Annotated in this window: 19 protein-coding genes; 13 read left to right on the forward strand and 6 right to left on the reverse strand. The window is 72.9% G+C overall.

Annotated elements, in window-relative coordinates; translation table 11 throughout:
- Nucleotides 1–56 precede the first annotated feature (56 nt).
- The 4 genes from ACFQ8E_RS21250 to ACFQ8E_RS21265 all read right to left on the reverse strand — a co-directional run bounded on the left by ACFQ8E_RS21250 (nt 57) and on the right by ACFQ8E_RS21265 (nt 3493).
- Nucleotides 57–1733: an exo-alpha-sialidase gene (locus ACFQ8E_RS21250; protein ID WP_430552571.1), complete on the reverse strand. Its 1677-nt coding sequence runs from the start codon at nt 1731–1733 to the stop codon at nt 57–59.
- The gene (gene nagB, locus ACFQ8E_RS21255) at nt 1718–2500 is read right to left on the reverse strand and encodes a glucosamine-6-phosphate deaminase (RefSeq protein WP_430552556.1); all 783 of its coding nucleotides are present in this window, start codon (nt 2498–2500) and stop codon (nt 1718–1720) included. The genes ACFQ8E_RS21250 and nagB overlap by 16 nt, the downstream gene beginning before the upstream one ends.
- 76 nt (nt 2501–2576) lie before the next feature.
- Nucleotides 2577–2753 (reverse strand): hypothetical protein, encoded by a 177-nt coding sequence (locus tag ACFQ8E_RS21260; protein ID WP_430552557.1) that lies wholly within the window; start codon nt 2751–2753, stop codon nt 2577–2579.
- The gene (locus ACFQ8E_RS21265; protein ID WP_430552558.1) at nt 2750–3493 is read right to left on the reverse strand and encodes a FadR/GntR family transcriptional regulator; all 744 of its coding nucleotides are present in this window, start codon (nt 3491–3493) and stop codon (nt 2750–2752) included. Before ACFQ8E_RS21265 ends, ACFQ8E_RS21260 begins: the two co-directional genes overlap by 4 nt.
- Nucleotides 3494–3596: 103 nt before the next feature.
- Here ACFQ8E_RS21265 and ACFQ8E_RS21270 point away from each other — a divergent pair, with 103 nt between their 5' ends.
- The 7 genes from ACFQ8E_RS21270 to ACFQ8E_RS21300 all read left to right on the forward strand — a co-directional run bounded on the left by ACFQ8E_RS21270 (nt 3597) and on the right by ACFQ8E_RS21300 (nt 11857).
- Nucleotides 3597–5207, forward strand: a complete 1611-nt coding sequence (locus ACFQ8E_RS21270) for an ABC transporter substrate-binding protein (protein WP_430552559.1) — start codon at nt 3597–3599, stop codon at nt 5205–5207.
- Between the two features lie 144 nt (nt 5208–5351).
- The gene (locus ACFQ8E_RS21275) at nt 5352–6308 is read left to right on the forward strand and encodes an ABC transporter permease (protein WP_430552560.1); all 957 of its coding nucleotides are present in this window, start codon (nt 5352–5354) and stop codon (nt 6306–6308) included.
- A gap of 1 nt (nt 6309) precedes the next feature.
- Entirely contained in the window at nt 6310–8364 is a 2055-nt protein-coding gene (locus tag ACFQ8E_RS21280) for a dipeptide/oligopeptide/nickel ABC transporter permease/ATP-binding protein (RefSeq protein ID WP_430552561.1), read from the forward strand.
- Nucleotides 8361–9173, forward strand: a complete 813-nt coding sequence (locus ACFQ8E_RS21285) for an ABC transporter ATP-binding protein (protein ID WP_430552562.1) — start codon at nt 8361–8363, stop codon at nt 9171–9173. The genes ACFQ8E_RS21280 and ACFQ8E_RS21285 overlap by 4 nt, the downstream gene beginning before the upstream one ends.
- A 49-nt stretch (nt 9174–9222) precedes the next feature.
- Nucleotides 9223–10152 carry a dihydrodipicolinate synthase family protein gene (locus ACFQ8E_RS21290; RefSeq protein WP_430552572.1) on the forward strand — a complete coding sequence of 310 codons (930 nt, stop codon included), beginning with the start codon at nt 9223–9225 and terminating at the stop codon, nt 10150–10152.
- Nucleotides 10153–10160: 8 nt separating this feature from the next.
- Nucleotides 10161–11165, forward strand: coding sequence for an ROK family protein (locus ACFQ8E_RS21295; RefSeq protein WP_430552563.1), 1005 nt, complete (start codon nt 10161–10163; stop codon nt 11163–11165).
- The gene (locus ACFQ8E_RS21300) at nt 11162–11857 is read left to right on the forward strand and encodes an N-acetylmannosamine-6-phosphate 2-epimerase (protein ID WP_430552564.1); all 696 of its coding nucleotides are present in this window, start codon (nt 11162–11164) and stop codon (nt 11855–11857) included. The genes ACFQ8E_RS21295 and ACFQ8E_RS21300 overlap by 4 nt, the downstream gene beginning before the upstream one ends.
- A gap of 10 nt (nt 11858–11867) precedes the next feature.
- On the opposite strand, the gene ACFQ8E_RS21305 is transcribed toward ACFQ8E_RS21300, so the two are convergent.
- Nucleotides 11868–12548 (reverse strand): HAD hydrolase-like protein, encoded by a 681-nt coding sequence (locus ACFQ8E_RS21305; RefSeq protein WP_430552565.1) that lies wholly within the window; start codon nt 12546–12548, stop codon nt 11868–11870.
- Nucleotides 12549–12598: 50 nt separating this feature from the next.
- Nucleotides 12599–13603, reverse strand: coding sequence for an NAD-dependent epimerase/dehydratase family protein (locus tag ACFQ8E_RS21310; protein ID WP_430552566.1), 1005 nt, complete (start codon nt 13601–13603; stop codon nt 12599–12601).
- A 161-nt stretch (nt 13604–13764) separates the two neighbouring features.
- Here ACFQ8E_RS21310 and ACFQ8E_RS21315 point away from each other — a divergent pair, with 161 nt between their 5' ends.
- The 6 genes from ACFQ8E_RS21315 (at nt 13765) to ACFQ8E_RS21340 (ending at nt 19185) form a co-directional block, all read left to right on the forward strand.
- Nucleotides 13765–14829 carry a TRAP transporter substrate-binding protein gene (locus tag ACFQ8E_RS21315; RefSeq protein WP_430552567.1) on the forward strand — a complete coding sequence of 355 codons (1065 nt, stop codon included), beginning with the start codon at nt 13765–13767 and terminating at the stop codon, nt 14827–14829.
- On the forward strand, nt 14826–15329 hold the full coding sequence (locus ACFQ8E_RS21320) for a TRAP transporter small permease (protein WP_430546984.1): 504 nt from the start codon (nt 14826–14828) through the stop codon (nt 15327–15329). The genes ACFQ8E_RS21315 and ACFQ8E_RS21320 overlap by 4 nt, the downstream gene beginning before the upstream one ends.
- Nucleotides 15330–15339: 10 nt before the next feature.
- Nucleotides 15340–16644 (forward strand): TRAP transporter large permease, encoded by a 1305-nt coding sequence (locus ACFQ8E_RS21325; protein WP_430552568.1) that lies wholly within the window; start codon nt 15340–15342, stop codon nt 16642–16644.
- A gap of 50 nt (nt 16645–16694) precedes the next feature.
- A complete protein-coding gene (gene kduI, locus ACFQ8E_RS21330) occupies nt 16695–17534 on the forward strand; it encodes a 5-dehydro-4-deoxy-D-glucuronate isomerase (protein WP_430552569.1) in 840 nt (279 codons plus the stop codon).
- 40 nt (nt 17535–17574) lie between these two features.
- A complete protein-coding gene (locus tag ACFQ8E_RS21335; protein ID WP_430552570.1) occupies nt 17575–18324 on the forward strand; it encodes an IclR family transcriptional regulator in 750 nt (249 codons plus the stop codon).
- Between the two features lie 87 nt (nt 18325–18411).
- Nucleotides 18412–19185 (forward strand): SDR family oxidoreductase, encoded by a 774-nt coding sequence (locus ACFQ8E_RS21340; RefSeq protein ID WP_430552573.1) that lies wholly within the window; start codon nt 18412–18414, stop codon nt 19183–19185.
- Nucleotides 19186–19244 lie beyond the last annotated feature (59 nt).

The raw sequence follows: 19244 nt of genomic DNA on the forward strand, positions 1-19244 counted from the left end.
TCGCCGGCGGCCCCGGACCGTGCTGGTCCGGGGCCGCCGGCGACGTCGTGAGGCGGTCAGCCGGCGGTCTGCCACGGGCCGTGCGCGGAGGTGCCGGGCTCCTGGTTCCGGGTCCACCACCGGGCCGTGTACTCGACGTCGTCGTGCACGACCACGTCGCCGGTGTCGAAGATGCGCGTCGGCGTCCAGACGGCTGACCCCGAGCCGGCGACGACGATCTCCTGCCACGCGCCGGTCGCGCTGCGGCCGGGCTGCTCGGCGCGCGTCCACCACGTCGCCCGCCAGGTCGAGCCGTCGAAGCGCACCTCGTCCCCGGCCGCGTAGGCCCGGGCCGCGTCCCAGGCCGCCGCGGGGAACGCGACCCGCGGGCCCTCGAGGTCGACGGTCGTGACGTTTTCGCCGGACGTCGAGGTCCACGTGGTCGTGGGGGTGAACCCGCCCGCCGCGAGGTCGTCGGCGGTGACGACGTGGTGCGCGGAGGTGCAGGTGTACCGGTCGTTCCCCGGCAGGTCCCGCCAGCGGCAGTTCGGCGCGCCGTCGGCGGGGTCGAGGCCGGCGAGGTTGCCGGTCGGCACCACGGTGGTGGCCCGCGACGACAGGTTCTGCACCGTGTAGGTGAACCGGAGGGTGTCGCCGACGGCGTAGTCCTCCTGCGGGTCGGTGAGCGTGCCGCCCGTCACCTGGATGTCGCCGGGCACGACGTGGGGCGCGGCCAGGACCCAGTCGAGATCGAGCTTGGCGAACCGGATCCCGTCCCCGGGCTCGTAGAGCAGGCCGACCGTGCCGTCGGGCAGGGTGGCGAGGGTCGAGTAGGACATGCTGCCCGCCCGGAAGGTGCGTGCCTCCGGCCAGGTCTCGCCGTCGTCGTAGCTGATGCGGACGGTGCCGTTCGACCGCGCGCTCTGCGAGGCCGCGTTCGAGAACAGCAGCACCTTGGCCTCGTCCGACCCCTGCGGCGCGTTCGGGTGGGCGCGGACGACGGAGGCGTTGTTGGCGGGGTCGGGCAGCTCCCGGTCGATCGTCACGTCGCCGTAGGTGACGCCGCCGTCGGTGGAGAAGGCGACCTTCCGGTAGCCCGAGCGGGCCGAGTCCCGGGAGTTGAGCATCACGCGGCCGTCGGACAGCTCGACCGTCTTGTTCTCGTCCATCCCGGTGCCCACGGGGGACCCGACCTGCCACGTCGCGCCGTGGTCGTCGGAGTAGACCGACACCGCCTGGAACACGCCGTCGGCGTTGATGATCGTGTACTGCTGCAGCAGGCGGCCGGCGTGCTCCCCGTACCTGAGCTGGACGCCCTGGCCGGACGCCGCGAACCGGGAACGCCAGCCGAGGTCTGCGGTGACGTCCGCGGTGATGGTGCGGTGGGTCCAGGTGCGGCCGTCGTCGGAGGACGTCGAGACGTTCGCGTGCAGCACGTTGCGGTCGTCCGGGTCGGTGCCCGGTCGGGAGCCGCCGAAGCCCTGGTCGTACGACTTGACGTGGAAGTTGAAGATGTCGCCGGTCTCGCGGTCGACGACGTAGCTGGGGTCGGAGAACCCCTCGACGGGGGCGGTCGTCCGCCCGGCGGCGACGACCTCCTGCTCGTCCCACGTCGCGCCGCCGTCCGTCGAACGACGCTGCAGGACCGAGTTCGGCCCGGGCGCGTCGATCGCGGTCGGCCGGCCGTCGTACGACGCGAGGACGTCGCCCTCGGGGGTGACCGTCAGGGCGTGCCCGGTCAGAGTCCCTGCCAGTCGGGCTTGGACGCGAACGTCTGGCGGTAGTAGTCCCCGAGCTGCAGCCGCGAGGCCGCCGCGTCGTCGACCAGCACCGTCGCGTGCGGGTGCAGCTGCATGACGGTGCCCGGCCACATCGCGGAGATCGGACCCTCCACGAGCTGGTGCACCGCCTCCGCCTTCTGCCGGCCCGTGGCCAGCAGCACCAGGTGCCGCGCCGCCATGATCGTGCCCAGCCCCTGCGTCAGGCAGTGGGTGGGCACCTGCTCCACGTCGTCGCCGAAGAACCGCGCGTTGTCCACCCGCGTCTGCGCCGTCAACGTCTTGATCCGCGTGCGCGACGCGAGCGACGAGCCCGGCTCGTTGAACGCGATGTGCCCGTCGGTGCCGATCCCCAGGAGCTGCAGGTCCACCCCGCCCGCGTCCGTGATCGCCGCCTCATAGGCCGCGCACGCCGCCGGGATGTCGTCGGCCAGCCCGTCGGGCCCGGACACCTGGTCCGCCGGCCACTCGACCCGGGAGGCGATCTCCGTCTCGATCACGTTGCGGTACCGCTGCGGGTGCGCCGCGTCCAGGCCCACGTACTCGTCCAGCATGAAGCCTCGGGCGTCGGCGAACGACAGCCCGTCCTCGCGGTGGCGACGCGCGAGCTCGTCGTACACCTTCAGCGGGCTCGACCCCGTCGCCAGCCCCAGCACGGTGGCCGGGTCGCGCCGCAACAACGCCTCGATCGCGTCGGCCGCCAGCACGGCCAGCTCCTCGGCGGGGGCGATCACGACCTCCATCAGAGGGTCCTCTCGTTCTCTCGGGCTTCCACGGCGACGACGTCCCCCGTCGCGGCGGATCGGTAGGCGGCGTCGATCACGGCGGGGCGCTCGCCCGCCAGGACGGCGTCCACGACGGGGCGCGCAGGTAGGCCGCGGCGGCGACCTGGCCGGCGTCGGGCGCGATCGCGGCGCGACCGTCGGCCCCGATGCCGACCACGGCCACCCCGACCGGGGGAGCGCCGACGGGGGGCGGCGCGAGAGGAAGGGTCACGCCGTGGTCACCTCGAGGGCGCGGTCGATGGGGTCGTAGTGCGAGACGACGGCGGCGCGGAAGCCGTCGACGTCGCCGGCCTCGGCGGCGTCGAGCATGAGCCCGTGGGCCTGGGCGGTCTGCACCAGGTCGGAGGCGACGGAGATCCCGAGCTTCGGCACGACGGCGGTGTGCACGTCCCAGAACGCCGCCACGAGCTGACCCACCAGGGAGTTGTCGAGGCGGGCGAGCAGGCCGGTGTGGAACGCGCGGTCCTGCTTGGGGAACGTGCGGCCGTCGTCGGCGGCGTCGACCATCTCGCCCACCAGAGCGTGCAGGTCGGGGTTGGACGTGCCGGCGAGGCTCGCGACGATGCGCTCGGCCATCGCGAGGTCGAGCGCGCGGCGGATCTCGACGACGTCGCGCAGCGCCCTCAGGTCGTCGCCCGGGCTGAGCACCCCGCGGAAGACGAGCGCCTCGACGAGTGCGTCGAGCGACATGTGCCCGACGAAGGTCCCGTGGCCGTGGCGGACCTCGACGATGTCGAGCGTCGCCAGCGTGCGGACCGCCTCGCGGACGCTCGAGCGCGAGACCCCGAGGCGCTCGCACAGCTCGGCCTCGGTGGGCAGCGGGTCCCCGGGCCGGAGCCCCTCGCCGAGGATGAAGTCCTTGATCCGGTCGGCGGTGGTCGTCCGCCGTGGGGGGTTCCCGTGCGCCGTCACCGGGCTGATCGTGCTGAACCACCGGTCCTGCTCCACCATCTTGACCCTTCCTCGTTGCTCGTCCTAGTGTCAGGCTACACAACATCAGACATCTGATGTCGGCTGACACGGTTGTTCGCCGACCTCACCGTCAGGAGAACCAATGAAGCTTCGCGATAGCTCTTCGTCCGGGCGGCGGCGACTCGCCGCCGTCGCCACGGGCGTCGTCGTCGCCCTCGGCCTCGCCGCCTGTTCCGGCGGTGCGGGCACCGCCGGCACCGCGACCGGACAGGCCGGGGCGTCGCAGACCGACGTCGACGAGAACGCCGTCATCAAGGCGGGCATCTCCTACGACCTCGGGGGCGGCTTCGACCCCATGACGACGACAGGCGCGGTGACCGTCGCGGCCAACTGGCACGTCATGGAGGGTCTCACCGAGATCGATCCGGCCACGCGCGAAGTGTACGCAGCGCTCGGCGCGGAGCTGCCGAAGAAGGTGGACGACACCCACTACGAGGTGAAGCTCCGCGACGGCGCGACGTTCCACAACGGCGACCCGGTGACGACGGACGACGTCGTGTACAGCTTCGAGCGCGTGCTGGACCCGAAGAACGAGTCCCTCTACGCCGACTTCATCGACTTCGTCGACTCGGTGACCGCGGTCGACGACACGACCGTCTCGATCACCACGAAGTACCCGTTCACCCTCGTGGCCGAGCGTCTGGCGACGGTCAAGGTCGTGCCGAAGACGGTCGTCGAGTCGGACTACGACGCCTTCAACGCCCTCCCGGTCGGCACCGGCCCCTACCGGCTCACCGAGGCGACCCCGGGCGACAAGATCACGTTCGAGCGGTTCGACGGCTACACCGGGCCGCGCCCGGCCCAGGCTGCCGGGATGCAGTGGGACCTGCTCTCCGACCCCGCCGCGCGCGTGACCGCGCAGAGCTCCGGCACCGTCCAGGCGATCGAGGACGTGCCGTATATCGACATCCCCACGCTCGAGGGCACCTCTCAGGTCGAGTCGGTCCAGTCCTTCGGCCTGCTGTTCATGATGTTCAACACGGACGAGAAGCCCTTCGACGACCCGCGCGTGCGCCAGGCGTTCTTCTACGCCCTGGACATGGACAAGATCATCGAGACCGGCATGCTCGGCAACGCCGAGGCCGCGACGGGCTTCCTGCCCGGGAACCACCCGAACTACCACGAGGCGTCGACGGTCTACACCTACGACCCCGAGAAGGCGAAGCAGCTGCTCGCGGACGCCGGCGTCGAGAACCTCGCGATCGACCTCACCACCACCGACACCGGCTGGGTGGGCGACGTGGCGCCCCTCATCAAGGAGGACCTCGAGGCGGTCGGCGTGAAGACGACCCTGGACGTCGGGCAGTCCGCCGGGCAGTACGCCAAGGTCGACGACGGCGGCTTCGACGTCATGGTCGCCCCCGGCGACCCGTCGGTCTTCGGCAACGACCCCGACCTGCTGATGCGCTGGTGGTACGGGACCAACGTCTGGTCGCAGTCCCGGTACCGCTGGGACGACGACCCGAAGTTCGCGGAGCTGCAGAAGCTGCTCGACCAGGCCGTGCAGGCCTCCGGCGACGAGCAGCAGGAGCTGTGGAACCAGGCGTTCGACCTGATCTCCGACGAGGTGCCGCTCTACCCGCTGTTCCACCGCAAGCTGCCCACCGCCTGGAACGCGGAGCAGCTCGCCGGCTTCCAGCCGCTGCCCGTGACCGGCCTGTCGTTCCTCGACGTCGGCTCCACCACGAGCTGATCGCGTCGGTCCTGCCGGGTCCCGAGGGGGACCCGGCAGGACCGCCGGCGAGCACTGCGACCCGACCCACGTGAACGGAACGGAACTGCCGATGTCCACGACCAGCACCGCGCCGCGGGCGCCGCACGCCCCCGGAACCGCCGGATGAGCAACGTGCTGCGGCTGATCGCGCGCCGCCTCCTCCAGCTCCCGGTGATGATCCTCGGCATCACCTTCCTCGTCTTCTTCGTCATGTCGTTCTCGCCGATCGACCCGGCCTACCTCGCCCTCGGCGAGGGCGCCTCGGCGGAGGCCCGCGACGCCTACAACGAGGCCAACGGCTACCACGACCCGCTCCTCGCCCAGTACGCCCGCTACCTGGGCGGGCTCCTCCACGGCGACCTGGGCACCTACACCGCTCGGCACCTGTCGGTGTCCGACGCCATCTCGCAGGCGCTGCCCATCACGCTGGCGCTGACCTTCATGGGCCTCGCCGTCGCGATCGTCTTCGCGTTCGCGCTCGGCATCCTGGGCGCGCTGTACCGCGACCGGTGGCCCGACCAGCTCGTCCGCGTCGTGTCGATCGTGTCGCTCGGGACCCCGTCGTTCTGGCTCGCGGTGCTGTTCATCCAGCTCTTCACGCTGCAGCTGGGCTGGTTGCCGGGCAGCGGTCCCCTGCCGGCATTCCGCGACGACCCCGCGGGGTACCTCGCCCGCATGGCCCTGCCCGCCGTCGCTCTCGCGATCCCCGTGATCGGCCAGATGACGCGCGTCATCCGCACGTCGATGGTCGAGGAGCTGGACAAGGACTACGTGCGCACCGCCGTCGGCGCCGGTCTGCCCCGCGCGGTCGTCGTCGGCCGCAACGTGCTGCGCAACGCCCTCATCACCCCGATCACGGTGCTCGGCCTGCGGGTCGGCTACCTGATCGGTGGCGCCGTGGTCATCGAGGTCATCTTCGCGCTGCCCGGCATGGGCACGCTGATCCTCGAGGGGATCACCTCCAACCAGGCCAACCTCGTGCAGGGCGTCACCCTCACGGTGGCCCTCGCCTTCGTGCTCATCAACATCGTGGTCGACCTGCTGTACGTGCTCGTCAACCCGCGGATCAGGACGGTGTGACGTGCGACGCAACCTCACAGAACGGCTCTCCGGCCCAGCGCTGCGGCTGCGCGCCCTGCCGCTGACCTCCAAGATCGCGCTCGTCGTCGTCGCCGTGGTGGCGCTCGCCGCGGTCTTCGCCCCGCTCGTCACGGTCCACGACCCGCTGGCCTCCGGCACGCCCGTGCAGCCGCCCAGCGGCGAGCACTGGTTCGGCACCGACCGGCAGGGGCGCGACATCTACTCCCGCCTGGTCTACGGCGGGCGCTACTCGCTGGTGATCGGGATCGGGGCCACCGGCGTGGCCCTCGTGGCGGCCGGCATCCTCGGCGCGATCACGGCGACCGCGCACAAGGCGGTGTCCGAGACGCTGATGCGGGTGCTCGACGTCGTCATGTCGTTCCCGGGCATCGCCCTCGCCGCCGTGTTCGTCACCGTCTTCGGCCGCTCGCTGCCCGTGCTGGTGCTCACCATCGCGTTCCTCTACACGCCGCAGCTCACCCGCGTCGTCCGGGCGAACATCCTCGACCAGTACGGCGAGGACTACGTCTCCGCGAGCCGGGTCATGGGCGCGCGCACGTCGTGGATCCTGGCCCGGCACGTGCTGCGCAACTGCATGGCACCGGTGCTGGTCTTCACCACGGTGCTGGTCGCGGACGCGATCGTGCTCGAGGCGTCGCTGTCGTTCATCCAGGCCGGCGTGGCGCCGCCGCAGCCGTCCTGGGGCAACGTGATCTCCGACGGCCGCGCGCTCGTCATGGGCGGCTACTGGTGGGCGACGTTCTTCCCCGGCCTGCTCATCATGGTCACGACGCTGGCGCTCAACGTGCTCGCCGAGGGCATGACCGACGCGATGGTCGCCGCGCCGCGGTCCGCCGCGCGCCCGGCCGCCGTGCAGGACGAGGAGACCGCGGAGGCCCACGCGGTCGAGGCCGCCGCGGGCGTCGCGGAGGGTGCGACGTCGGTCGAGGACCTCGAGGTCCCGCCCGCGGGGCACGAGCCCGCCGTCCCCCTGGAAGAACGGCTCGCGGAGCTGCGGGAGGCCGAGCTCGCCCGCGCCGACCGGAGGGTCTACACCGGCGACGCCGCGCCCCTGCTCGAGGTGCGCGACCTGTCCATCCGGTTCCCCGCCCGGCACGGCGACGTCGCCGTCGTCGACGAGGTGTCGTTCGCCGTGCGCCCGGGCGAGGTGATGGGGCTCGTCGGCGAGTCCGGGTGCGGCAAGTCGATCACGTCGCTGGCGATCATGGGCCTGCTCGACCCTGCCGCGCAGCTCGACGGCCAGATCCTCTACCGGGGCCGCGACCTGCTGACCCTCAAGGGCCGCGAGCGGGCCGCGCTGCGGGGCACGGACATCGCGATGATCTACCAGGACGCGCTGAGCTCGCTCAACCCGTCCATGCTGGTCCGCGCCCAGATGAAGCAGCTCACGCGGCGGGGCGGCACCCGCACCGCCGAGGAGCTCCTTGAGCTCGTGGGCCTCGACCCGGAGCGCACGCTCAGGAGCTACCCGCACGAGCTGTCCGGCGGGCAGCGCCAGCGCGTCCTCATCGCCATGGCGCTCACCCGTGACCCGAAGCTGGTGATCGCCGACGAGCCGACGACGGCCCTCGACGTCACGGTCCAGGCCCAGGTGATCGAGCTGCTGGACGAGCTGCGCCAGAAGCTCGGCTTCGCCCTCGTCTTCGTCAGCCACGACCTGGCGCTCGTCGCCCAGATCGTGCACCGCATCACCGTGATGTACGCGGGCCAGGTCGTGGAGCAGGCGGCGACCCGCGACCTGCTCCTCGACCCGCGGCACGAGTACACGCGCGGGCTGCTCGGGTCGGTGCTGTCCATCGAGTCGCGCGCCACGCGGCTGCACCAGATCCCGGGCACCGTGCCCTCGCCGCGCGACTTCCCCGCCGGCGACCGGTTCGCGCCCCGCTCCTCGCGGCCCACCGAGGGCCTCGACGTGCGACCCGTCCTGCGGGGCGTGCCGGGCCAGGACGACCACCGGGTGGCCGTGTCGCCGGCGGGCCCCGAGCTCGTGGCGGCGGGCGCCGCCTCTCGACCCATGATCGGAGACGCGCGATGAGCGCCACCCCCACCGCGGCCGACGACGCCCCCGTCATCGAGCTGCGCGGCGTGCACGTGGTCTTCTCCTCGCGCACCGGCACGCTGTTCAAGGCCCGGCACGTGCACGCCGTCGACGACGTCTCGATCCAGGTGCGCCGCGGGCAGACCATCGGCATCGTGGGCGAGTCCGGGTCGGGCAAGTCGACGATGGCCAAGGTCCTCGTCGGGCTGCAGGCGCCGACGCGGGGCGAGATCCGCTTCCGTGGCGACGTCGTGACGCGGTACACGCACGCGGTGCGCAAGCAGCTCGGCCGCGTCGTGTCGGTCGTCTTCCAGGACCCGGCGACCGCGCTCAACGCGCGGATGACCGTCCGCGACACGCTGCGCGACCCGCTCGACGTGCACCGGATCGGCACGCCCGCCTCCCGTGACGCGCGGGTGCGCGAGCTCGTGCACCTGGTCGGGCTCCCGTCGTCCGCGCTGGACGTGCTGCCCGGCCAGATGTCCGGCGGCCAGCGCCAGCGGGTGGCCATCGCCCGGGCGCTCGCCCTGGAGCCCGACGTCATCGTCGCCGACGAGCCGACGTCCGCCCTCGACGTGTCGGTGCGCGCCCAGGTGCTCAACCTGCTCGACGACCTCAAGGCGAGGCTCGGCCTCGGGATGGTCTTCATCTCCCACGACATCCAGACCGTGCGGCACGTCTCCGACGAGATCGTCGTCATGCGGAACGGCCGGGTCGTCGAGTCGGGGCCCGCGGCGCGGGTCCTGGACGACCCCCAGGAGGAGTACACGCGCACGCTCCTCGGCGCCGCGCCCGCCCTCCTGTGACGCCGGACCCCCGGCGCACCCCCACCACCAGCAACCCCAGTTCGGAGCAATCGTGACCCAGCACCGCTTCCACGGCATCGTGCCGCCCGTCCTCACCCCGCTCACCGCGGAGGGCGAGGTCGACGTCGCGTCCCTCGAGCGGCTCACCCGCCACCTCGTCGACGCCGGGGTGCACGGCGTCTTCGCCCTCGGCTCCACCGGCGAGGTCGCGTACCTCACCGACGACCAGCGCGACCTCGTGGTGCGGACCGTCGTGGCCGCCGCCGACGGGCGGGTGCCCGTGCTGGCCGGCGCGATCGACCTGACCACCGAGCGCGTGATCGCGCAGGCCCGGCGGCTCGTCGCGGCCGGGGCGGACGCCGTCGTGGCCACCGCTCCCGTGTACGCCCTCAACGACGAGGCCGAGATCGAGGCGTCGCTGCGCCGGATCGCCGCCTCGGTCGACGTCCCCCTGTTCGCCTACGACATCCCGGTGCGCGTGCACACCAAGCTGTCCGCCGGGCTGCTGGTCCGCCTCGGCGAGGACGGCGTCCTCGCGGGGGTGAAGGACTCCTCGGGCGACGACGTCGCGTTCCGCCGTCTGGTCGCCGCCAACCGGGCCGCCGGATCCCCGCTCGCCCTGTTCACCGGGCACGAGGTGGTGGTCGACGGGATGCTGCTGCTCGGCGCCGACGGTGTGGTGCCCGGCCTCGGGAACGTGGACGCGGCGGGCTACGTGCGGCTGTGGGACCTCGCGCGGGCCGGACAGTGGGACGACGCCCGGGCCGAGCAGGACCGCCTCGCCGCCCTCTTCGAGATCGTGTTCCAGGCGCAGGGCCGTTCCGCGGACGTCTCCGGCGTCGGCGCCTTCAAGATCGCCGCGTGCCAGCAGGGTCTGATCGACACCGAGGTCATGTCGTTCCCGCTCGGGTCCCTCGGGGACGAGGTCGCGCGGCAGGTGGGGTCGATCACCCGCGCCGCCGGGCTCCTGGCCGGCTGACCGGTCCGATGACGGTGCAGGAGACCCCCGGGGCCGGCGTGGTCGTCGGCGTCGACCTCGGCGGCACGAAGACCGCCGCGGCCGTGGTCGACGCCGCGGGCCGCGCCGGGCCGGTGCGCGCCACGCCCACGCCGGCCCAGGACGGGCCCGACGCCGTGCTCGACGCGGTCGCGGCGCTCGTGGCCGACGTCGCCCGGGCGGCGGGCGAGCCGCTGCGGGCCGTGGGGGTCGGTGCGGCCGGCGTGATCGACGCCCGCCGCGGCGCGGTCGTGTCCGCGACCGAGACGTTCGCCCGCTGGCCGGGCACCGACGTCGCCGGGGGCCTGCGCCGTCGCCTCGGGCCGCTCGCCGCGGCCGCCCCGCTCGCCCTGACGGTGGAGAACGACGTCGACGCGCACGCGGCGGGCGAGGCGTGGCGCGGCGCCGCGGCGGGCGCGCGCAGCGCGCTGCTCGTGGCCGTCGGGACGGGGGTGGGCGGCGCGGTCGTGCTGGACGGCCGGCCCCTGCGCGGGGCGCACCACCTGGCCGGGGAGATGGGGCACATGCCCGTCCCCGGCGCCGACGGCCTGCGGTGCGCCTGCGGACGCCTCGGCCACCTCGAGGCCGTCGCCGCCGGCCCCGCGATCCACCGGCGCTACCGGGAGCTCGGGGGAGACCCCGCCAGCGCCGATGCGCGGGACGTGGTCGCGCGCGCGGCCGCCGGCGACGGCGTCGCGGTCGGTGTGGTGCGCGCCGCGGGAGCCGCGGTCGGCCGGGCGATCGCCGGGGTCGTCACCGTCCTCGACCCCGAGGTCGTCGTGGTCGGCGGCGGGGTCGCCGGCGCCGGGGAGCTCTGGTGGTCGGCGCTGCGGGACGCGCTCCGCGCGGAGGTCGTCGACGTCCTCGCCGCCCTGCCCGTGGTGCCCGCCGCCCTCGGCCCCGACGCCGCGATCGTCGGGGCGGCGCGCGGCGCCTGGCGCGCCGTCGCTGCCCCGACCCTCAGCCCGACCGACCACCCCGGAGCCGCCTCGTGACCTCGTCCCCGACCCGCCCGCACGCCGCCGTCCTGGACGCGATGCGCGGCCGCCTCACCGTCTCCTGCCAGGCCTACCCGGGCGAGCCGCTGCGCGACCCGCGCACCACCGCCCAGATGGCGCGCGCGGTGGTGGCCGGCGGCGCCGCCGCGGTCCGCGCCCAGGGGACCGATGACGTGGCGGCCGTCGTGGCGGCCGTCGACGTGCCCGTCGTCGGGCTGTGGAAGGACGGCGGGTCCGGCGTGTTCATCACGCCCACGCTCGACCACGCGCTTGCCGTCGCGCGGGCCGGTGCGCACGTCGTCGCGCTCGACGGCACCCGGCGTCCGCGGCCCGACGGGCGCACCCTGGCGCAGACCGTCGCGGCGCTGCGGTCCGGGGCCGACGTGCTCGTCATGGCCGACTGCGGCTCGCTCGACGACGCGCGCGCGGCGCAGGACGCCGGCGTCGACCTGCTCGGCACCACCCTCGCCGGGTATACGGGGGAACGCCCCAGGACGGACGGCCCGGACCTCGAGCTGCTCGACGAGCTGCTGTCCGGCTGCGAGCTGCCGGTGGTGGTCGAGGGCCGGGTCCACACGCCCGACCAGGCGGCCGCCGCGCTGCGTCGGGGCGCCTTCAGCGTGTGCGTCGGCACCGCCATCACGCACCCCACGACGATCACCGGCTGGTTCGTCGACGCGATGCCCTGACCGCGCAGGCTCAGCCGAGGCGGGACAGGACGGCGTCGGCCAGGTCGGCGACGTCGTCCACCAGCACGACGGCGCCGGCGTCGGCGAGCTCGCCGGGCGCCGCGTACCCCCAGGTGACGCCGACGCAGCGGATGCCGTGCTCCGCGGCGCCGTGCACGTCGTGCTCGCGGTCGCCGACCATGATCGCTGGGCCGTCGGCCGGGTCCACGGGAGAGGTGCGGCCGAGCGCGGCGAGCGCCTTGGCGACGACGTCGGCCTTGGTCGACGTGCCCTCGTCGAGCGGGGCGCCGAAGACGCCGTCGACCAGCTCCGTGAGCCCGAACCGGTCGCAGATCGGCCTCGCGTAGACCTCCGGCTTCGACGTGGCGACGGCCAGGGTGCAGCCGGCGGCGCGCAGCGCGCGCAGCACGTCCGGGATCCCGTCGAACACCCGGTTGTCGTACATGCCGCCCGCCGCGAACACCTCGCGGTAGGCGCGCACGGCCTCGTCCACCCGGTCGGCGGGGATGCCGTGCGCGGGGAAGGAGTCGGTGATCGGCGGGCCGACGAACGAGCGCAGCGTGGCGTCGTCCGGCACGGGCAGCCCGAGCGCGCCGTAGGCGTGGCGGATGCCCGCGACGATGCCTGGCGCGGAGTCGGTGAGCGTGCCGTCGAGGTCGAGCAGGACGAGCGGGGCGGGGGAGCGGGTCACCGCAGCAGGCTACGTGGCCGGGTCCCCCGCCCGCCGGGGGCGGCCGGGGATCAGACGGCGCGGGCGTGCGCGACCAGGCGGTCGAACGCGGCGTCGAGGGCATGGTCGACCCGCTGCGCCGAGGGGTGCGCGTCGTGCCAGGCGATCTGCTCCACGGCCGCCTGGTCGTACGTGATCGTGGTGCCGAACTCGGGCACCAGGGCGCGCAGCTTGGCGCAGTCGAACACCATCGAGTGGGCCTTGTCGCCGAGCAGGCCGGGACCGACGTCGGGCAGCACGCGCGCGATCGTCTCGGAGGCGACGTGCACGAGCTCCGGCTCGTCGACGCCCGCGGCCGCGGCGAGCCACCGGTAGACCTGGTCCCACGTCGGGGCGTGCGTGCCCATGATCTGGAAGGTGTCGCCGACGGCCCCGGGGTGGCCGAGCAGCCCCACGAACCCCACGGCGAAGTCCTCCGTGTGGGTCAGCGTCCACAGCGAGGTGCCGTCGCCGTGCACGACGACGGGCTTCCCGGCGCGCAGCCGCGCGACGTCGGTCCACCCGCCGGTGGTGGGCAGCAGCGTGCGGTCGTAGGTGTGCGACGGGCGCACGATCGTCGCGGGGAAGTCGCGGTCGCGCCAGGCGCGGACCAGCACGTCCTCGCCGGCGATCTTGTCGCGCGAGTACTGCCAGAACGGGTTGCGCAGCGGGGTGGACTCCGTGACGGGCAGGCGCTGGGGCGGAGTCTGGTACGCCGACGCGGAGGAGACGAACACGTACTGGCCGACCCGACCGGTGAAGCGCTCGACGTCGTGCGCCACGTGGTCCGGCCGGAACGCGCGGAACTGCGCGACGACGTCGAACTCCCGACCCGCCAGCGCGGCGTCGACGGCGTCGTCGTCGGTCACGTCGGCCACGAGCGTCTCGACCTCCGGCGGCAGCGGCCGCGTCGTCGACGTGCCGCGGTTGAGGACCGTGACCCGGTGCCCGAGGCCGACGGCGCGGGCGACGCTCGCGGCGCTGATGACGCCGGAGCCGCCGATGAACAGGACGTCCTGAGGGCTGCGGATGCTCATGGGTCCATCGTGCCCGTCCTCGCTGCCGACCGGACCCCGACGTGCCCGCGGTTTGACAGGCAGCCGTGGCAACTGGTTCCGTACAACAGAACTGAGTTCCGTGTGACGGACCATGAGGCGCCGCCGGGTGCCTCGCTCGACGAGGAGCAGAAGGAGGGGCGATGAGGCTCAGACAGCTGGCCGCAGCAGGGTCTGCGGCGCTCGTGGCGGTGACGCTGACCGCCTGCGGCGCGGGGTTCACGACCGCCGCAGCGGGGGGCGCGGCGTCCGACGGCGCGGGCGCACCGGAGGCGGAGCGCGTCTTCAAGGTGGCGTTCAACCAGAACGCCGACCAGCCCGAGGCCGTGGCGATGACCCACCTGGGGGAGCGGCTCGCGGAGCGCACGGACGGCCGCTACTCGGTGGAGGTGTACCCGAACGAGACGCTCGGCGCGCAGAAGGACACCGTGGAGCTGGTGCAGTCCGGCGCCGTCGACCTGGCGCTCGTGGCCGGGTCGCTGCTGGAGAACATCAACCCGGACTTCGTGGCGCTGAACATGCCGTACGTGTACGACTCGCAGGCACACCAGGAGGCGGTGCTCAACGACCCCGCGATCACCGGTGACCTGTACACCTCGCTCGAGGAGCAGAACATCCGCGTGCTGGGCGGCTTCTCCGCCGGCGTGCGCAGCGTCTACACGTCGGCGCACCCGGTCGAGACGCCCGAGGACCTTGCCGGCCTCAAGATCCGCGTCATGGAGACGGACACCAACAGCCGGATGATGGACCTCATGGGCGGCGTCGGCACGCCCATGGGCCAGGGCGAGGTCTACACCGCGATCCAGTCGGGCGTCATCGACGGCGGCGAGAACAACGAGTCGATCTACCGCAACCTCAAGCACGACGAGGTCGCGCGGTACTACTCGTACACCAACCACCTCATGATCCCGGACTACCTCATCACCAACCCGGCCACCTTCGACGCGATGTCCGAGGCCGACCGTGCCGCGTTCCTCGAGGAGCTCCAGGCGGCCTACGACGAGTCGAGCCGTCTCACGACCGAGGTCATGACGGAGAGCCAGCGGGCCGCAGCGGAGGCGGGCGCCGAGTTCAACGCGCCCGACGTCGATCCGTTCCGCGAGGCCGTCGCCCCGCTGCTCGACGAGAAGCTCACCACGCCCACGTCGCGCGAGCTCTACGACCGCACCCGCGCCGTCGCGGAGCAGATGGCGGAGGAGGAGCGATGACCCGCGTCAAGAACGGCCTCGACGTCGTGCTGCGCTGGCTGTGCGTGCTGCTCCTGGGCGCGCTGGTGCTGGTCGTGGCGTGGCAGGTCTTCACCCGCCAGGTGCTGTCGGCGCCCAGCGTGTGGTCCGAGGAGCTCGCCAAGTACCTGTTCGTGTGGCTCAGCTTCTTCGGCACCGCCCTCGTGTTCGGCGAGCGCGGGCACATCGCCGTCGACTTCCTGGTGCGCAGGGCGCCCGAGCACCTGCAGCGCGCGGCCGCCGTGCTCAGCCAGGTCGTGACGTTCGCGTTCGCCGCGCTGGTGCTCGTCTACGGCGGCTGGCAGCTCGCCCAGCTCACCTGGACCCAGGACGTGCCCAGCCTCCCGCTGATGGTCGGCTGGCTCTACCTGGTGCTCCCGGTCTCGGGCGTGCTCGTGCTCTTCTACACCGTCTACCACCTGGTGGCCGTCGTGCGTGGCGTGGAGAACGCCACGACCGACGGCGAGCCGGACGCAGTCTGAGGGGGCTCACATGGAGGTGGCAGCAATCGCCGGGCTGGTCCTGATCGTCGGGATCCTCGCCCTCCTCGCGCTGGGGATCCCGATCTCCGTGGCCGTCGGCACGTCGTCGGCGCTCGCCGCGATCACCGTGCTCGGCTTCGAGAACGGGCTCCTCACGTCGGCGCAGCAGATGTTCCGCGGCGTCAACAACTTCTCCCTGCTGGCGATCCCGTTCTTCGTGCTCGCCGGCGTGATCATGAACAACGGCGGGATCGCGCTGCGGCTCGTCAACTTCGCCAAGATGCTCGTGGGCCGCGCCCCCGGGTCGCTCGCCCAGACCAACGTCGCGGCGAACGCGATGTTCGGCTCGGTGTCGGGATCGGCCGTGGCGGCCGTCGCGGCCGTCGGCTCGACGATGGGCCCGCTGCAGGCCAAGGAGGGCTACCCCAAGGACTTCGCCGCCGCGACCAACATCGCGTCCGCGCCGTCCGGCATGATCATCCCGCCGAGCAACCTGATGATCGTGTACTCGCTCGTGTCGAGCACGTCCGTCGCTGCACTGTTCGTGGCGGGCTACGTGCCGGGCATCCTGTGGGCCGCGGTCTGCATGGTCATCGTGCACCTGTACGCCCGCAAGAGGCCCGAGCTGCGCGTGACGGAGAAGCTGTCGGGTCCCGCCAGGCTCAAGGTGGCGGGGGAGGCGGTGCCGGCGCTCCTGCTCATCGTCATCGTCATCGGCGGCATCCTGGCCGGCCTCTTCACGCCCACCGAGGCGTCGTGCATCGCCGTCCTGTACTCGCTGGCCCTGTCCTTCGTGTACCGCTCGATCAAGGTGCGCGACCTGGGCGAGATCCTGCTCGAGTCCGGCCGGACCACGGCGATCGTCATGTTCCTCGTCGGGGTGTCCGCAGTGATGTCCTGGGTGATGTCGTTCGCGCAGATCCCGCAGCTCGTCACCGACGCCCTGCTGACGGTCAGCACCAACCCGTACGTGCTCATCGTGCTGATCGTGGTGCTGCTGCTGATCATCGGGTGCTTCATGGACCCGACGCCGGCCGTGCTGATCTTCGCGCCGATCTTCCTGCCCGTGGTCACGGCGTTCGGCATGGATCCCGTCCACTTCGGGATCTTCATGGTGCTCGCGCTGTCCATCGGCACGATCACCCCGCCCGTCGGGCCCGTCCTGTTCGTCGGTGCCAGGGTGTCGGGCATGTCCATCGAGAGCGTCATGCGGCGCCTGGTGCCGTTCTTCGTCGGCCTGGTGCTCCTGCTGCTCGTCGTGGCGATGACGCCGGCCCTGTCGCTCTGGCTGCCGGGGCTGCTCGGGCTCGCCTGACCGCGTCGCCCCGCGACCGTCCACCGTCCACCACCGATTCGGAGGATTCCATGGAACAGCGCTACGCCACCGCCCCGGAGCAGATCCCGGGCATGACCACCCAGGACCTGCGGGACCGTTACCTCGTGCCCGACCTGTTCGTCGACGACGAGGTCCGCACGGTCTACACCCACCACGACCGCGTGGTGCTGGGCGGCATCAGCCCGGTGTCCGCGCCGCTGAGCCTGCCCGGCTTCCCGGAGATCCGCTCGGAGCGGTTCTTCGACCACCGCGAGGCCGGCATCGTCAACGTGGGCGGCCCGGGCACGGTCACGGTGGACGGCACGGAGCACCGCCTCGCGCACGGCGCGTGCCTCTACGTGGGGCGGGGCGCGGCGGACGTCGTCCTCGCCTCGGACGACGCCGCGGGGGAGGCCGGGCCCGCCCGGTTCTACCTCTTCTCGGCGCCGGCGCACACCGCGTACCCGACCACGCTGGTGGAGCCCGGGCAGGGCACGGTCCGGGAGCTGGGCGACCAGGTCACCTCCAACCGGCGCACGCTCAACCAGTACATCCACGAGAACGGCGTGCGGTCCTGCCAGGTGGTCATGGGCGTCACGACGCTGCACCCGGGCAGCATGTGGAACACCATGCCGGCGCACACCCACGACCGCCGCACGGAGTGCTATCTGTACTTCGACCTGCCCGCCGAGGCGCGCGTCGTGCACCTGCTGGGCGAACCCACTGAGACGCGGCACATGGTCGTCGCCGACCGGGAGGCGATCATCTCGCCCAGCTGGTCGGTGCACTCGGGTGTCGGCACCGCCGCATACTCCTTCGTGTGGGCGATGGCCGGGGAGAACCAGGCGTTCGACGACATGGACGGGTTCGACGTCGCCACGATGCGCTGATCAGGACGCGCGGACGCGCGGGGACGAGGAGGAACGGTCGATGAGCGAGGCGACGACGGCCAGCGAGAAGACGCTGATGGTGCTCGAGGCGGCGATGACGCACGGGCGCTTCAGCGAGATCGTGGCGGCGGTGGACCTGCCCAAGGCGACGGTGCACCGCATCCTCGCCACGCTCGTCGACCGGGACTTCATCCGGGTCGCCGACGGCGGGACGCACGTGCCCGGCCCGAAGATCCTGTCCCTGGCTGGGGCGGCGTACGAGCGCGTGGACGTCTCGACGATCGTGCAGCCCTACGTGGACGATCTCGTGCGCCGCGTGCAGTGCACGGTGCACGTCGGCGTGCGCAGCGGCGACGAGATCATCTACCTCGTCCGCACCGACTCGGACAAGCCGTACCGGATGCCGTCGCGTGTCGGGGCCTCGATCCCGCTGCACACCTCGGCGATCGGCAAGTCCATCCTGGCGCGGCTCGACGACGACGCCGTCGAGCGGTTCGTCAACCGCGCCGGGCTGCCGCGCCGCACGGCTCGCAGCCTCGCGACGCTGGAGGACCTGCGCGCCGAGCTGGCGGACATTCGCCGCGACGGGTACGCGTTCGACCGCGAGGAGAACGTGCCCGGGGTCGTGTGCATCGGCACCGCGGTCCGGGACCACTCCGGCCACTCCAACTACGGCCTGTCGATCTCCTCGCTCGCCCTCGAGCACACCGAGGGCCAGCTCACCGCGATGGCGGACGACCTGCACAAGACGGCCGCCGACATCACCCACGCGCTCGGGGGCGACCGGTAGGGCCAGCGCCCCGCCCGCCCCGGGCCCGACGAAGGAACGAGACACGTGAGCACCACCACCACCGACCGCCCGACCGGCACGGCCCCCGTGCTCGACCCGGCCGTCGCCCGACTCTTCAGCCTCGAGGGGCGCACCGCGGCCGTGACGGGAGCCAGCAAGGGCATCGGCCTCGCGATCGCGACGCTCCTCGCCCGTGCGGGAGCCGACGTGATCGGCGTCAGCACGACGATGCCGGAGGGCGATTCGGACGCCCGTCGCGCGGTCGAGGCGGCGGGGCGCCGGTTCACCCCGGTCGCGACCGACCTGTCCGACCGTGACGCCGTCGCCGCCCTGGCGGCGACGCTGGTCGAGCGGGAGGTGGACGTGCTGGTCAACAACGGCGGCACCATCCGCCGAGCCCCGGCGGCCGAGCACCCGGACGCCGACTTCGACCACGTGCTCGAGGTGAACCTGCGCTCCGCGTGGGTCCTCTCGCGCGAGGTCGGGCGCGCCATGGTGGCCCGGGGGCACGGGAAGATCGTCGGCACCGCGTCGATGCTGAGCTTCCAGGGCGGCGTGAACGTGCCGGGCTACACGGCGTCGAAGTCGGCGCTCGCGGGCCTGACCAAGGCGCTGGCCAACGAGTGGGCGGGCCGCGGCGTCAACGTCAACGCCGTCGCGCCCGGGTACGTGGCCACCGCGAACACGGGGGCGCTGCGCGCCGACGAGGACCGCAACGCCGAGATCCTCGCGCGCATCCCCGCGGGCCGCTGGGCCACGCCGGAGGACATCGCCGGGGCGGTGCTATACCTCGCCTCGCCCGCGTCGGACTACGTGCACGGCGCGATCATCCCCGTCGACGGGGGCTGGCTGGCGCGCTGAGCGGGGCCCGGACCACCTCGACGTAGCGATTCGTCGTCGTCCCGCGCCGGGACGACGAC

The organism is Isoptericola sp. NPDC056573, from assembly GCF_042793335.1.
Lineage (GTDB): Bacteria > Actinomycetota > Actinomycetes > Actinomycetales > Cellulomonadaceae > Isoptericola.